This is a genomic window from Tolumonas lignilytica (assembly GCF_000527035.1).
GTDB classification, from domain to species: domain Bacteria; phylum Pseudomonadota; class Gammaproteobacteria; order Enterobacterales; family Aeromonadaceae; genus Tolumonas; species Tolumonas lignilytica.
The window spans coordinates 2,557,897-2,572,911 of the sequence record NZ_AZUK01000001.1; the positions used below are offsets into that span (position 1 = coordinate 2,557,897).

At 44.5% G+C, this 15,015-nt stretch carries 11 protein-coding genes and 1 tRNA gene; 8 read left to right on the forward strand and 4 right to left on the reverse strand.

Translation table 11 applies throughout. From position 1 onward, the window contains the following. Window positions 1-329 precede the first annotated feature (329 nt). Window positions 330-1,301: an integron integrase gene (locus tag H027_RS0111880; RefSeq protein WP_024872679.1), complete on the forward strand. Its 972-nt coding sequence runs from the start codon at window positions 330-332 to the stop codon at window positions 1,299-1,301. On the opposite strand, the gene H027_RS0111885 is transcribed toward H027_RS0111880, so the two are convergent. Next, complete coding sequence (locus H027_RS0111885; RefSeq protein ID WP_024872680.1) at window positions 1,302-1,703, reverse strand: hypothetical protein; 402 nt, start codon at window positions 1,701-1,703, stop codon at window positions 1,302-1,304. 655 nt (window positions 1,704-2,358) lie between these two features. On the opposite strand from H027_RS0111885, the gene H027_RS0111895 reads away from it, so the two are divergent. Together H027_RS0111895 and H027_RS0111900 are read left to right on the forward strand one after the other, a co-directional pair. Then, window positions 2,359-3,366 carry a LacI family DNA-binding transcriptional regulator gene (locus H027_RS0111895; RefSeq protein WP_081741489.1) on the forward strand — a complete coding sequence of 336 codons (1,008 nt, stop codon included), beginning with the start codon at window positions 2,359-2,361 and terminating at the stop codon, window positions 3,364-3,366. Window positions 3,367-3,837: 471 nt separating this feature from the next. Continuing rightward, complete coding sequence (locus H027_RS0111900; protein WP_237657950.1) at window positions 3,838-7,062, forward strand: glycoside hydrolase family 3 protein; 3,225 nt, start codon at window positions 3,838-3,840, stop codon at window positions 7,060-7,062. Window positions 7,063-7,251: 189 nt separating this feature from the next. Here the strand turns inward: H027_RS0111900 and H027_RS0111905 are convergent. Together H027_RS0111905 and H027_RS0111910 are read right to left on the reverse strand one after the other, a co-directional pair. Further along, window positions 7,252-7,328 (reverse strand) — tRNA-Pro (locus tag H027_RS0111905). Between the two features lie 107 nt (window positions 7,329-7,435). Beyond that, window positions 7,436-8,785 (reverse strand): dihydroorotase, encoded by a 1,350-nt coding sequence (locus H027_RS0111910; protein ID WP_024872683.1) that lies wholly within the window; start codon window positions 8,783-8,785, stop codon window positions 7,436-7,438. An 88-nt stretch (window positions 8,786-8,873) separates the two neighbouring features. Between H027_RS0111910 and H027_RS0111915 the strand changes: the two genes are divergently transcribed. The 4 genes from H027_RS0111915 to H027_RS0111930 all read left to right on the forward strand — a co-directional run bounded on the left by H027_RS0111915 (window position 8,874) and on the right by H027_RS0111930 (window position 11,620). Then, window positions 8,874-9,752 (forward strand): 6-carboxytetrahydropterin synthase, encoded by an 879-nt coding sequence (locus H027_RS0111915; RefSeq protein ID WP_024872684.1) that lies wholly within the window; start codon window positions 8,874-8,876, stop codon window positions 9,750-9,752. A gap of 100 nt (window positions 9,753-9,852) precedes the next feature. Further along, on the forward strand, window positions 9,853-10,209 hold the full coding sequence (locus tag H027_RS0111920) for an HIT domain-containing protein (RefSeq protein ID WP_024872685.1): 357 nt from the start codon (window positions 9,853-9,855) through the stop codon (window positions 10,207-10,209). Continuing rightward, window positions 10,209-10,805, forward strand: coding sequence for a hypothetical protein (locus tag H027_RS0111925; RefSeq protein WP_024872686.1), 597 nt, complete (start codon window positions 10,209-10,211; stop codon window positions 10,803-10,805). The genes H027_RS0111920 and H027_RS0111925 overlap by 1 nt, the downstream gene beginning before the upstream one ends. A gap of 2 nt (window positions 10,806-10,807) precedes the next feature. Continuing rightward, entirely contained in the window at window positions 10,808-11,620 is an 813-nt protein-coding gene (locus H027_RS0111930) for a choline/ethanolamine kinase family protein (protein ID WP_038149272.1), read from the forward strand. Window positions 11,621-11,659: 39 nt separating this feature from the next. Here the strand turns inward: H027_RS0111930 and hpf are convergent, their stop codons facing one another. After that, entirely contained in the window at window positions 11,660-11,992 is a 333-nt protein-coding gene (gene hpf / locus H027_RS0111935; protein ID WP_024872688.1) for a ribosome hibernation-promoting factor, HPF/YfiA family, read from the reverse strand. A 254-nt stretch (window positions 11,993-12,246) separates the two neighbouring features. Between hpf and H027_RS19260 the strand changes: the two genes are divergently transcribed. Further along, complete coding sequence (locus tag H027_RS19260) at window positions 12,247-14,919, forward strand: putative bifunctional diguanylate cyclase/phosphodiesterase (RefSeq protein ID WP_024872689.1); 2,673 nt, start codon at window positions 12,247-12,249, stop codon at window positions 14,917-14,919. Window positions 14,920-15,015 lie beyond the last annotated feature (96 nt).

Below are 15,015 nucleotides of genomic sequence, written 5' to 3' on the forward strand. Positions count from 1 at the left end.
TACTTGATTAAATATGTGACCCGGAAGATGAAAACCGTATCATCGCCGAGTTGATTTGCTTTACATGCACATAATATTAGCATGTTTTATCCCATCGATTAAATAACTCCGTTTCTTCCTCGGTCGCCATGACTGTTAATTACAACGACACCATACGGTTTGAAATGTCCTTGCTCATGACCTGTCATCTTTTACAGGATTCATTTATTTAAAATAAAATCAAAAGGTTAGTTTAACTCTACTTGCATTGACCAGATAAAAAATTCTGGCATCAGAGGAAAATTTAGTAACATCAAAAGAACTGTTTTTATATACAGGCTTGCTCTGATATGCAGAAACCATCATCCCCTTTTTTGGCATCAATCTTTGAATATATGGTGACTAGACAATATTCACACAGCTCGATCGAGGCCTATATTTATTGGATCCGTTATTTCATTCGCTTTAATCAGAATCAGCATCCTTCAGAAATGGGCGATATGGAGGTTGAACATTTCTTGTCATTTTTGGCAAATGAACGACAAGTGGCGGTAAAGACTCAGGCACTGGCTCTGAACGCATTGGCGTTTTTATATAAAGATTTTCTCGATAACCCACTGACACTGGCGCTGAATTTTCAGAAAAGCACGAAGGGACGTAAATTACCCACAGTCATGACACCCAGCGAGATCCGCTCGCTATTGGCGGTGTTACCAGCCCATTTGCGATTACCGGCACAGTTGATGTATGGCAGTGGTCTGCGTTTAATGGAAGCCATGCGGCTACGAGTGCAAGATGTTGATTTTGATTATCTTTCACTCATGGTCTGGAATGGCAAGGGCGGTAAACATCGACGGGTGACGTTGGCAGCCGAATTAGTTCCCGCCTTACGCGAACAGATCCGACAGGTAGAGTTTTATCATCAGCATGATCTGGCACATCCAGAATATGCGGGGGTCTGGATGCCGTTTGCGCTGGCGAGAAAAATGCCCGAAGCCCCAAGGTCATTACTGTGGCAATTTTTATTTTCAGCCCGTAGCTTAAGTCGTGATCCGGAGAATGGAGCATTGCGCCGTCATCATATTGATCCCAGCTCTGTGCAAAAAGCGGTAAAACGAGCGGCATTCGAGGCAAAAATAGAGAAGAACGTCAGTTGTCATACCCTGCGTCATTCTTTTGCCACACATTTATTGGGCCGAGGAATGGATATCCGTACCGTGCAGGAACAGTTGGGTCACAGTGATGTGAAAACAACACAGATCTATACCCATGTTTTGCAGCATGGCGCCAGTGGCGTGCGCAGTCCGTTTTCTGATTTGTAGTTATTCGCTGCGTAACTGACTTTTAAATTGGTTCTCATAGGCGGCAGTGTGTTCAGGAAATAAACTTGCATATTCAGTTTTAGGAATGCCTGCGACTTCAATTTCAAAGCTGTCGCTGTCAAAACCACGAATCGTGGTGGTGGCACCGTTGACCTGCACATCATGCGCGTCAAATACGCCAAGCCCGCGAATCGATTCAGCATCAATGAATTTAAAATCGGGGTAATCCACGTTGATTTGTGCTTCCGTTTCTTTGCAGTACACAGAAAAAAAGTCATAGCCGGAATCGATATTTTGCAATTCCATTTTCCCTGCCACCATGCCTAATGGTGGGTCGGCTTTCTCCAGTTGGGTATGGCCAATGACAATATCGTAGAGTTTTACTGAATATGTTGCGGACACCCCAAACCCCTTAAATCATTTTAATTCTATGGAATAACAAATTTTTACGGTGGAGCATGATTATGCTGATCAACGCGCAATACAGGTTACGGGATGAGGGATAAATTTTGCAAACAGAACTGATTCAAATCGGATGATCTGGATCAAAGGTCTGAATAAAGAGCAGATATTGCCGTTTTCGTGATAGGTCATGTAACCAATCATAGATGGTTGTTATACCGAGAGGAGGTAAAAACAAGCGGGTTTTCATGATTTAAAACTCAATAACAGCCAGTCAGAATTCATTTAATCTGCGGATCTTCAGTCATTTTCTATGAAATGATAGGGACGTTTTAGTTTTCTCCATTTAATACAGATGTTGCGCCTGAGCTTGCTTTGCGACGCCCAATCATTCTTTGGTGGGGAACCAATGAAAATACAAATGGTTTGATAAGACGATACATCCCCAGAAAAGAATATTGAGTTGTTGAGCCAACAGAATCGCAGTGACTTAGCCAGAAGATTAAACAAGAGATCAAGGAAAGCCCTTGGATTTAAAACTCCGGAGAAATTTATCCGTGAGTATCGTTAAGCTATGTTGAACTTCAAACTTGAAGCTACACCGTGAGCAATAAGATATTATGCCAAGCATGAATTATGCGGATAGGATAAAAGAGTGAGTACGGCGAGAGATGTTGCTAAATTTGCGGGTGTATCCATTGCTACTGTGTCGAGAGTGATGAATTTCCCCGAAGCCGTGAAACCCATCACACGAGCAAAAGTAGAAGCCGCCATGTTAGCGTTGAATTTTCGACCTAATCAAATGGCCAGAGCATTGGCAACAAACCGTAGTGGTGTTATTGCTATTTTGGTTGACTATGTTGGCGGTGGCTATTATTCGATGCTACTTGATGCACTAGAACAAAAAGCTCGTCAGCGTGGTTTTCAAACTATTATCCGATGTGGCAATAGCAATGCTGATGATATTTATCGTTCCGTAAAACAACTGTCCGGTGGTCAATGTGATGCTATTGTTGCTTGTGTCCCATTTATGAAAGAAAACGAATTAAAGCAACTTCTGCAGTTACAACCAAATACAGTTTTTATGAATTGTGTAAGTACTGCATATCGACAACACGCCATTGTGGTTGATAATCAATTGGGAACGACACTTGCGCTTGAGAATCTCTATCAACATGGTCATCGCTGTATTGGGATCATGACAGGTGTCGAAGATAATGTCGAAAATATCGAAAGGCTCTCTGCTGTAAAGGCTTGGTTTGAAAAAAAAGCACTGAGATTCTCAGATAAATGGCTTATTTCAGGCAATTTTTGCGCTGAAAATGCCAGACATGCCATTCATCAATTATTAAATCAAGCGCCAGAACTAACTGCATTATTTTGTTTCAATGATCAAATGGCATTAGGTGTGATGAGCTATTTACAGCAACAAGGTGAACAGCTTCCGGAACGACTTTCTATTATTGGTTTCGATAACACAGAGGCCTGCGCATTTACTCACCCTACATTGACATCAGTTGAACAACCGATCCAAGAGATGGCTCATCGGGCTATGAACATTATCGAAAATATGCTCAATGAACGATCGCTTCAGGAACAGCTGCCACTGGTTCCCTCATTGATAAACCGTCATTCAGTAGCTTCATTATCTAAATCAATGTAATCCACACTAGCAGTTCCTGTTCACAACCTGCTCTAAGGTGCGAAACTGAACTCCACTGTAAAATGTAAGCGGATACATTTTACAGTGGAGTTCAGCTATAGAGTTTATCAATCTGTCACAATTCTTGTTATATAAGCATCTATACAATCAACAAGATGAAAAGACATGAAAATCCAATCTAACAAATAAATAAATCTATAAAAATCATCATGTAATTATATTTTGTACCTGTGCGGCTTATCTAAGGCATCTGATGACACCTTGTTTGTGTTTTTTCTGACAATTAGAAATTTTGTGTTATTGATCATAATTCAAGCAATGCAGATCTAAACATCTTTTGATTTCAAATTTTTTATAATTAAAATGTATCCGGTTACATTTTAATTATAAGTAAAAATAAAAAACATTATAAATCAATGAATAATAAGTTCTTATACAAGAAACCGCATACAATAAACAAGGATGGTCATCGTGAAACTTAAAATTCGCCATTCGTTAATAGCGATAGCTATTGGCGCTTCACTCTTAACCGGATGTCTAGTCAATAAACCATCGGAATCATTTAGTTCGGTTCCTTATTACAAAACTTGGCCAAAAATAAACAGCGCGATTAAAACAGATGCTGCGCAGGAACAATTTATTACTGGGATTTTGTCTCAAATGACACTTGAGGAAAAGGTTGGACAAATGATACAGCCTGATCTAACTCAAGTGACACCGGAAGAGGCCGCACAATATAAGCTAGGTTCATTGCTTAATGGTGGCGGTAACTATCCGAATGGAAACAAACATTCAACCGCAGCAGATTGGGCCAAAGAATCTGATAAATATTATTTAGCAGTTAAAACAGCGTTCGATGGGCGTGGATTTTGGATTCCATTCATGTGGGCTACTGATGCTGTTCATGGTGATAATAATGTTTACGGTGCAACCTTATTCCCACACAACATCGGATTAGGTGCAGCGCATGATCCTGATTTGATTTATAAAATCGGCCAAGCGACAGCCCAGGAAATCGCGGCCACCGGTTTAGATTGGACATTCGCACCAACAGTCACCACACCAAGAGATGACCGCTGGGGACGAGTCTATGAGGGTTATTCCGAAGATCCGGAAATTGTTCACACCTATGCTGGAAAAATGGTTGAAGGGATCCAAGGTTCAGCAACTGATCTGAAAGGTGATCAGCATGTCATTTCGAATGTAAAACATTTTGTCGGTGATGGCGGAACACTCAACGGAGTCGATCGTGGCGAAAATCATTACAGCGAAGACTACCTGCGTAATATTCATGCGACAGGCTATTTCTCTGGTTTGGACGCAGGTGCTCAAGTCGTTATGGCCTCATTTAATAGCTGGAATGACGACACTAACTACTCAGTACCCGATGAGACGAGGGGTGCTCATGCCACTGACTATAACTACAAGATCCATGGCAGCAAATATCTGATCCACGATGTGTTAAAACAACAAATGGGTTTTGATGGTCTCGTAGTTTCTGACTGGAATGGTCATCAAGAGGTTGCTGGTTGTAGCAGCAATAGTTGTCCTGCCGCTGTCAATGCCGGTATTGATATTTTCATGGTCACTGCCAATGCCGATTGGAAAGCGTTTTACCAAGATGTTATCAATAAAGTTAAAAGCGGCGTGATCCCACAAGAACGTATTGATGATGCTGTCACTAGAATTCTGCGTGTCAAAGCGCGTGCCGGGTTATGGGATAAACCACAGCCAAGTTTACGATCTTTAGCGGGTAAACAGGAAATTCTTGGTTCAGCTGAGCACAAAGCACTTGCTCGTGAGGCCGTCAGCGAGTCGTTAGTGCTCTTAAAAAATAATGCCAATATTCTGCCATTAGCGCGTAATCAAAAAATTCTGTTAGCAGGTAGTGCTGCTAGTGATATTCAAAAACAAACAGGCGGCTGGAGTTTAACTTGGCAAGGTACAGGCAATACACTTAATGATTTCCCTGGCGCTCAAACTGTTGAACTTGCATTAAAAGAGGCTATCGGAACAGACAACGTTGTCACAAATGCCGCTGATATGCCGACAGGAGGGGTCGCACTGGTTGTCATTGGAGAAGACCCCTACGCTGAAATGTATGGTGATATTAAGAACTCACAAACACTGGAATTTGCCGCTTTAAAAACTAGCTATAAAGCTGATCTTGATAAAATAAAAGAATTAAAAGCTGCTGGGTTCAAAGTGGTGACTGTATTCTTCTCAGGTCGACCACTCTATGTAAATGATGAAATTAACCACTCGGATGCTTTTGTCGCTGCATGGTTGCCCGGCACAGAGGCGGGTGGTATTACCGATGTGCTGTTTAAAAATGCCAACGGTTCGGTCAATAAGCCTTTCACAGGAAAGCTGTCATACACTTGGCCAAATAAAAAATGTGCCACTACAATAAATAAAATACCAAGCAATATACCAAACTATACTCTGCCTGATTTTGAACAAGCGTTAGACGCAGATAATGTCTTATTTGCATATGGTTATGGGCTGACTAATGGTGAAATATCTACACAAGATCTGAACAATCTCACATTGGACGATCGCAGTTTCGGTTGTAATCAAACTGACCCATCTAATGCTGGCATCGCGACTGATGCGATGGAAATCTTTGGTAAATTAGCCACTGGTGAACATGTATTACGATTGGGAGATCCGAGTAATTGGAATGGTACAGATTCAGTGATTGCTGATACTGCACTTCCCAATATAAAAACAACGGCTATCAACTATCAGCATCAATATGATGCGCGTGAAGTTACCTTCTTAGGAACCGGACCTGCGCAAATTTATGCACAAACAGTTGATCAAAAAGGTGTTGATCGAACTCCATATTTGAATGCAGAGTCCACACTTCAATTTGATGTAAAAATACATGAATACCCATCGAAGAGCGTAAACCTGGATGTTCATTGCGAATACCCTTGTCTTTCTGAGGTCAAATTAACCTCAGTCATGAATTCGCTACCAACTGAAATCTGGAAAACGATTAAGGTTCCTTTAGCGTGTTTTAGTGGCTTGGATTATACAAAAATAAATACTCCATTTTTGTTGTATACCGATGGCACCGCACATTTTGATCTGGGCAATATTCGTTGGGTCCCCAAATCAGTAGATGCTGCCGCAGACGCAGTAAGTTGTGATAAGTTACAAGAAACATTGACGCCACTTGACGAATCACCATCAAATCTCTTTGTAGGTGGCACCTTCAGCAGTACATGGAATGCTTATCTCGGTACATGGACTGCACACACTGACAGCGACTGGAGCCCTGTAGACGGCTTAATTACTACCTCTGTGAATGGTGATGAAATTGATATTCAATATGCGGATGCGCCGGCTGGTGATAAAGGGTTGGTGTTTATTCAAGGTGACCCACAAAACCTAACCAATTATTTGGCCGCAGGTAAACTGGAGTTCGAGTTGTATGTTGATTCTTATGCCCAAAATACCACAGGGTTAACCGTTAAAATGGAAGGAACAAAAGGTACCGGGCCTGATCACCCGCTAGGAGCTGGCTTAGCTCTTGGCGCTTGGACACCTGTTTCTATCAACCTCAGTGATTTAGGTATTGATGATAAGATCACTTCTATTAACAAACCTTTTGCTATCTTGCCTGCATGGGGTGAAGCACAAGGTAATGTTAAGTTCAGAGTGCGCAATATCCGCTTAGTCAAATAAACAAAGGCTGATATACGGCAGACATACAAAAGCCCCCACTGATGTGGGGCTTTTTATCTGTGGTCGGTGATAAAGGATCTGAACCCTTGACGCTCTGTTTTACCAAAGCATTACCACTGTTTTGTCGTTTGCGGATTTAAAAAAAGAAAAAGACCAGCTTAAAAAGCTAGTCTCTTTATCGGGATAATTTGGTCGGCGCGAGAGGATTTGAACCTCCGACCCCTGACACCCCATGACAGTGCGCTACCTGGCTGCGCTACGCGCCGAAATTAAACAAAATCATTGCTTAACGGTTGCAGAGTCTATGTTCCACCCTTGAGCCTGTCAACCGTACGTCGTGCAGCAAAGCATCAATTGCTGAAGTTCTGCACAATTAATGACGATCAAATTGCAGGCGTTGGCCAAATCGCTCAGTCTGAATTTGTCCATTTTGGTAGGCGATTGTGCCATTGACCAAGGTGGTGTGAATTCGACTACGGAATTGATAACCTTCAAACGGTGACCAGCCACATAAATAGAGTGTATTTTCCGGTGTGACCAGATAAGGGCTGTTGAGGTCAACCAATACCAGATCGGCAAAATAACCCTCACGGATGTAACCCCGTTCACGGATTTGATAGCGTTCGGCCACTGCATGCGCAGTGCGTTTTACGATTGTTTCCAGTGAGAATATGCCGTTGTGATAATGTTCCAGCAGTGACACTAAGGCGTGCTGACACAGTGGCAATCCTGACGGGGCCTGAAAATAGGTATTCTGCTTTTCCTGCCAGGTATGTGGAGCATGGTCGGTCGCAATAATATCAATAACGCCGCTGTTGACTGCAGCCTGTAAGGCTTGCTGGTCAGCTGCCGTTTTAATCGATGGGTTGCATTTAATTAAATGACCCAGACGGTCGTAATCTGCCTGATTAAAGAACAGATGATGAGCGCACACTTCCGCGGTGATGTTTTTACGGGCCAATTCACTGAGTGACTGGCTGGCGGTAAAGAGTTCGAGTTCCTTGGCTGTGGTAATGTGCAACACATGCAGCTTGGCATTGTATTTTTTGGCCAGTTCAACGGCCATGCTGGATGAGGCATAGCAGGCATCTGCAGAACGAATATTGGCGTGCTCCCGGGCCGGAACGTCGTCACCGTATTTCTTCCGCGCCTCATCTTCCAAAATTTTGATCATAGGGGTGTTTTCGCAATGTGTTGCGATCAACATTGGTGCTTCACGGAAGATAGCCGCCAGTGTATCGGCATTATCCACCAGCATATTACCGGTGGAAGCACCCATAAATACCTTGATACCACAGGTCTGGTTGGCATCCAGCAGTTTGATCTGTTCTAAATTATCGTTCGTAGCACCAAAATAGAAACTATGATTGGCAATCGCTTTTTGACTGGCCAATGCATATTTGGCTTCCAGTGCATCCACTGTTATTGTTTGCGGATTGGTATTCGGCATTTCCATAAAACTGGTTGTGCCTCCGGCGACAGCCGCACGCGATTCGCTGGCCAAAGTGCCTTTATGTGTCAGTCCCGGTTCACGAAAATGAACCTGATCGTCGATCATGCCCGGCAGCAGATATAATCCGCTGGCATCGATGAGTTGGCTCTGGCCATCATGCTCAATTGTGGTTGCGATTTTTTCGATTCGCTGATTGACGATTAAGACATCAGCTTGCTGTTGACGATCTTCATTGACCAGGGTGGCATTTTTAATTAACAGTCTGTTCATGGAAGTCACATACTTATTGGCAGGGATATTGTAATAATGATAAACGCAAATACGCCTGTCAGATACTCAAGATTAATAGGGTTATCACATGATTTTATTTGTACGCGACCTGACCGTCATCGATGCGGCTTACTTATGTCCTCACCGCGGTATAGTGGGTGACAGTTGGTTAGTGGATGTTGAGTTAACCGGTGAACTCAATGAAATGAGCATGCTGTTTGATTTTGCCAGGGTAAAAAAACAGCTTAAAGCCATTATTGATACGCATGTGGATCATCGTTTGCTCGTGCCTCAAAAAGCGCCTGAAACAATGATTGAACCGGCAGTAGCAGGGTATCTGTATGTCGATTTTCTCTCTGATGACCATACCATCCATTTGCATTGTCCGGATCAGGCATTTGCCATCATTCCAGATGCTGAAATCACGACCGAATCGGTCACCGACTATCTGCTAGCACTGATCCGTGAACAGTTGCCGGGCAATATCGACGGATTGACCATTACCTTACGCCATGAAGCGATTCCGACGCCGAGTTATCACTATACGCATGGCTTGAAGAAACATGACGGAAATTGTCAACGCATCGCGCACGGTCATCGTTCGATGATTGAGTTGTGGGTTGATGGTGCTCGCGATCATTCGCTGGAGCAATATTGGGCAACTCGCTGGCAGGATATCTATTTGGGCACGGCAGAAGATCTAGTCTCGTTGTCTGAACTGGAACTGAGTGAAACCGGTCTGGAATTAGCCAATGATGAACAGCATTATTGTTTCCGTTATCGTTCTGCTCAAGGTGATTTCCAACTCGCTATTCCAAAAGAAAGTTGTGAAATTATCGATACAGATACGACGGTTGAACTGTTGGCTGCTTATATCGCCCGCCAGTTGAAACCTCAGCTCGACCACAAAAAGTTGAAAGTAGTGGCGTATGAAGGGGTAGGGAAAGGGGCGATAGAGTTGTGCTAAATGGGCTCAGTCATTTTGTACTGTATTGAAAAAATGACTGTGCCAGAATAGACGACATTTTTTGTTTGAGTCTCATTATTTTATTGATTAAGGATGCACCATGGCCGAGGAAACAATTTTCAGTAAAATCATCCGTCAGGAAATTCCGGCAAAACTACTGTATCAGGATGAGCTGGTCAGTGCTTTCCGTGATATTCATCCGCAAGCACCTACCCATATTTTGATTGTGCCCAACAAGGTGATCCCGACGGTCAACGATGTTTCAACGGAAGATGAAGTGGCCCTGGGACGTCTGTTTACCGTGGCGCGCAAACTGGCTGCCGAAGAGGGCATTGATGAGTCAGGCTACCGTTTGGTCGTAAATTGTAACCGTGATGGCGGACAGGAAGTCTTTCATTTACATATGCATTTGCTGGGCGGCAAACGCATTGGTCGGCTGGTACAGGTTGACGCCTGATGATGACATTTCGTATGCACCGGGAAAATGCCTGTTCAGGATTACTATTGCTGGGCGCCCTGGTGTTGGCGGGCTGTAATACCACGCAATATCAATCATCCGGCAAAGGTTCTGGCGGGCAGATCATCACTACGGGCAGTGTGCAAACTCAGGCACCACAGAAAATAAAACCTGTTGATTTTCAGCCGTTAGCAAAACGTGCTGCCGTGGCGGTGGTAAAACGAAGTGCCAAACTGGATCTGGGATCAAAACCTACCTTATACGTCGATATGATCCGCAACAGTACGCCTAACACCCAAGATATGGACAAGGTTACGGCTGTATTGCATAAAGAGCTGGCTAGATCGGGTCGTTTTCAGTTAATTCCGCTGGAAAAAAACGCTGCTTATCAGCAATCGCTGGATTATCAGCAAAGCGAAGGTTCAATGAACCCGTCTATTGCCGTGCAACTGGGCAGACAAACGGGAGCGGATTTAATGTTATACGGTGCAGTAACCCATCTTAAAAAGAGCAATACCTATCAACTGACAACCCACATGATGAATCTGAAATCTGGCGAGTTGTTATTCACTGATAAGCAATACGCTCGTAAGTGATCATGTCTGGATTGCCGGCGCCCTATCTTTACGCCGAAAGAACACTGTTGGGATCTGGGCTAACCAACAGTGCCTTTCGCCTTACCCATCAAAACCAACATTACTTTTATCGTCAGGGCATTGCGCACCCGGAGGCGTTGTATATTGACCGGGAACAGGAGCGTCAGGCATTACAGATCGCTTATGCCGATGGATTGATTCCTGAAATTCTCTATTCCTCAGACGATGGGCAACAATTGGTCATGGCTTGGTGTGAGGAACCGGTGTGGCAAGTTGATTATTTTTCTTCTGCTGCCGGTATTGCCCGGTTGGGGCAACTCACAGCCCGAGTGCATGCATTAGCAGGTCAGCTCAAGGTATTGGATCTTTCAGACTATCTTCAGCGGTTTATGGATGATTTGCCCCGGCTGGATACCGCATTAAAACAGCAGGTGGTTCAATTACAAACGATGCTCAGGGCATCTGCTCCCTGTCGGCCGGTTTTCTGTCATAACGACATTAACCCTTCCAATTTGTTGGGGGAAAAGCCCTGGCTGATTGACTGGGAATATGCCGCGATGGGCGATCCGGCATTTGAATTAGCCGGTATTTGCCGCGCCGGAATGTTCGATGCAGCCCAACAACAGCTATTGATTCGGGTTTATCAGGGAGCTGGTGGTGATTGCAGCATCGAGCGAGTTAAGCGAATGTTGCCGGTGGTAGACATGGTGAGTTTACTGTGGTGTGAAAAAATTCAGTTACAGCGGGCAGATAAACGCTATGAATTGCTGCATCGGCAATTAGAGCAACAGGTGTTTGATGCGGAGCGGCAATAAAAAAGCGCGTCATGTGACGCGCTTGGGAATACAGATAAATCAGAACATGGCGGCCATGGAATTCTGGCGATGCGCATTTCTGTTGCGACGGGCATCTGGGCGATGAATATGTCGAATGATCTGACGTTCCAGTTTTTGTTCTAATGCATTTATAGCTGCATAAAGATCTTCATGTTCAGCTTCAGCAAATAATTTACCAAATGGGATCTGAATTCTGGCTTCAATAACGTAACGTTCACCTTCCTTGCCAACATATACATGTGGAGAAATCATCGGGACCTGCATGCGTTCCAATTTTTCAAATTTGGATGTCACATACTCGCGGATGGATGGGGTTACATCAATAATTTTGCTGGTAATTTCGAGCAGCATAGTCGCATCCTCCTGCTTTGTTTTCTACAACCCACATATTCAGAATAGTGATTTGAAAAACAAATTTTGTGACAATCATCACCATATTAGAGGGAAAATGTTGGAATTTATTAATGTGTGATCCTGGTTGGCAGCAGCTTGTGTGTGGGGTTGCCAGATAAATGACACCTGTGTCATAGTTGAACAAATTAAATGACTAGTGTGATGCGCTAGTTCAGTGAGAAGTTGCAATAAGAACAGGCTATCAAGCGAACATGATGTTATCTGCGCCAGTATCGAGTCTGTTGTCTTATCAAAATATTGATAGCTTGTCCGTGGCGGCTTTTGAAGCGCATATCAGACAACTATGTCAGATGATGCAGACGTTATTAAGAGCTGGAAAGGTGACTTTCTGGGTGTATCACCCTGCAACTCAGGAAACTATCTGTTTGCAGGATATTACTCAGCCTGAACGGATTGGTCTTAGTATTCCCATCAGTGCTGCACCTGCCATCGCTGAATCCTTTGCCAAAGAATCAATTCTGGAACTGCCCGCCGCACATTTAGATGAGCGCTTACGTGATACCCCGATTGGCGATGAGCCCGTTGATATTATTCTTGCCCGTGTAACCTGTGATGAAGAAAGACAAGGCGTATTGGTTTGCAGAAAGAGCCAGGAAAGCCACTGGCCGGATAATTATCGAGTCTTGATTGGTCACTTCGTTGAATTGGCGGTTCAGGCGTTGCACATGTTAAAACCGGATACGGCGTCCTGGTATCGTCTTTTATGGCAACAATCGCTTAACCAGCTAACCTATCAACTGGCTACCCGAACTGGTCATGCTTTTTTTAATGAGCTGGTAACTCAACTGGCTGAGAAAACAGGGGCTGAATCGGTTTGGATCGGCGAACGAATGCAGGTAGGTCATGGCCCTGCATCCATTAAAATCATTGCTGAACATGGTTTACCCACATTCGAACAGGAACATCACAGTTATCTGCTACAGGAAAGCAGTTGTCATCAACTTTATTTGACCGGTAACTGGATTGTTCAGGCAAAACCTGATGTGCCATTAAGTGGGATTAATCAACCCGAGTGGCTTATTGCAGTGCCGCTGAGACATAGCCAACAGCGCATTGTGGGGCATCTGGCATTGACATTTGTCACCAGCCCTCCCGAACCAGCTGATTTAGTCAGGGCATTGCAGCCTTTACTGGCACGAATAGAAGCTGAATTACTTCGTTATCAGAATGAACTTGAACTGCGTCTGGCATCGGTTGCTTTTGATACTAATAAGGGCTGTATTATCACCGACCCGTCACTCACCATCGTGCGGGTCAATAAAGCGTTCAGCGATATTACCGGATGGCGTGCCGGAGAAGTGGTGGGCTCGGTGCTGGGTTATAACTTCTGGACGTTCTCTGACACCCACTATGCTTCGCTACTCAAAGGCGAGCCTTGGAGCGGGGAAGTAGAGCGTCGCCGTCAGGATGGCGGGTTATACCCTCAATGGGAAAACTGGACACCGGTACACGATGAGGCCGACCGCCTCATGTATTATGTGATCAACATTGATGATCTTTCCGAGCGGGTTCGAACCAGTCAGCGGATTCAGGCATTAGCCTATTATGATGAGTTGACTGGGCTTGCCAATCGTCGGCGTTTGCTGGAACAGGTCAATGTGTTGTTTGCACAGGCAAAAGCACAGGATGAAGTTGGTGCTTTGCTGTTTATCGATCTGGATCATTTCAAGGATATTAATGATTCCCTGGGGCATGCTGCGGGCGATTGGGTTTTGCAGCAGGTTGCTGAACGATTGAAACCTTTTTTCCATAAAGATGATGAATTAGCCCGTCTGGGCGGCGATGAATTTGTTGCGTTATTACCGGGATTATCCAGTAATCCACCACAAGCAGAAATGCATGCAACCATGTTGGCGGAACAGGTGATCGAGGCAGTATCAGCGCCTTATTATTATTCAGATCAAGTGCTGCACCTGGGGGCAAGCGTCGGTATTACGCTTTACCCTACCCGAGACCAGACCCCCGGTGATTTACTGAAACAGGCTGATACTGCGATGTATCAGGCCAAAGCCGATGGTCGCAGCACGGTTCGGGCATTTGATGCAGGAATGCAGCGGAAGGTGGATAAGCGTCTGCGTATTCATAACCAATTGCGGGATGCCTTACGTAACCATGAGTTGTCGTTGCATTATCAGCCTCAGCATATGGTGGCGACTGGCGAATTGATCGGTGCCGAGGCACTGATCCGCTGGCAGACAGCCGAAGGTGTGATGGTTAGCCCGGTTGAGTTCATTCCGATTGCCGAAGAAACCGATCTTATTATTGATATCGGGCGGTGGGTGATGGAAGAGGCCTGCCAGCAATACATGTGCTGGTATGACATGAATATCAAATTGCCGCAGCTCTCAGTGAATGTCAGTGCGAAGCAATTCCATCATTCCGGTTTTATCGATAGTGTTTATGAAGTGTTGGATAAAACCGGCATGTTTCCGGAAGCCCTGAATCTGGAAATTACCGAATCAGCCGTGCTGGAAGGGCTGGAAAACACCATACAGAAAATGACCGAATTAAAGTCGATCGGTGTAAGTTTCTCGATTGATGATTTTGGTACGGGATATTCCTCGCTGGGCTATTTAACGCGTTTACCCGTGAATGAATTGAAAATAGATCGTACCTTTATCAAAGGTATTCCCAGCGATGTCAGCAATATGGCCATCGTCGAAGCGGTGCTGGCTATGGCGCGTCATCTTGGTTTTAATGTGACAGCTGAAGGGGTGGAAACGCGCCAGCAGCTGCAATTCTTAAAACAGCAATCCTGCCATTTTTATCAAGGGTATCTGGCCAGTAAGCCGTTGGCAGCAGAGGTGATGGGCGAATACGTCTCAGTGCATCTCAATAAAAATAAGTCTGTCCGGAACCTATAAATTTTCTGTCGGTGCACAAGTGCTGAGTTTATAATTCTCTCGTTACAGCCGGAGTTGTGCTGTTGTATCGTTATACCCGGGATGGATTGCATCTTC

Excerpts from the sequence above, each read along its gene's own strand:
- H027_RS0111880 (WP_024872679.1), top strand. The coding sequence starts at position 330 with ATGCAGAAACCATCATCCCCTTTTTTGGCATCAATCTTTGAATATATG.
- H027_RS0111910 (WP_024872683.1), bottom strand. The coding sequence starts at position 8,785 with ATGAACAGACTGTTAATTAAAAATGCCACCCTGGTCAATGAAGATCGT.
- H027_RS19260 (WP_024872689.1), top strand. The coding sequence starts at position 12,247 with ATGATGTTATCTGCGCCAGTATCGAGTCTGTTGTCTTATCAAAATATT.
- hpf (WP_024872688.1), bottom strand. The coding sequence starts at position 11,992 with ATGCTGCTCGAAATTACCAGCAAAATTATTGATGTAACCCCATCCATC.
- H027_RS0111915 (WP_024872684.1), top strand. The coding sequence starts at position 8,874 with ATGATTTTATTTGTACGCGACCTGACCGTCATCGATGCGGCTTACTTA.
- H027_RS0111930 (WP_038149272.1), top strand. The coding sequence starts at position 10,808 with ATGTCTGGATTGCCGGCGCCCTATCTTTACGCCGAAAGAACACTGTTG.
- H027_RS0111925 (WP_024872686.1), top strand. The coding sequence starts at position 10,209 with ATGATGACATTTCGTATGCACCGGGAAAATGCCTGTTCAGGATTACTA.
- H027_RS0111920 (WP_024872685.1), top strand. The coding sequence starts at position 9,853 with ATGGCCGAGGAAACAATTTTCAGTAAAATCATCCGTCAGGAAATTCCG.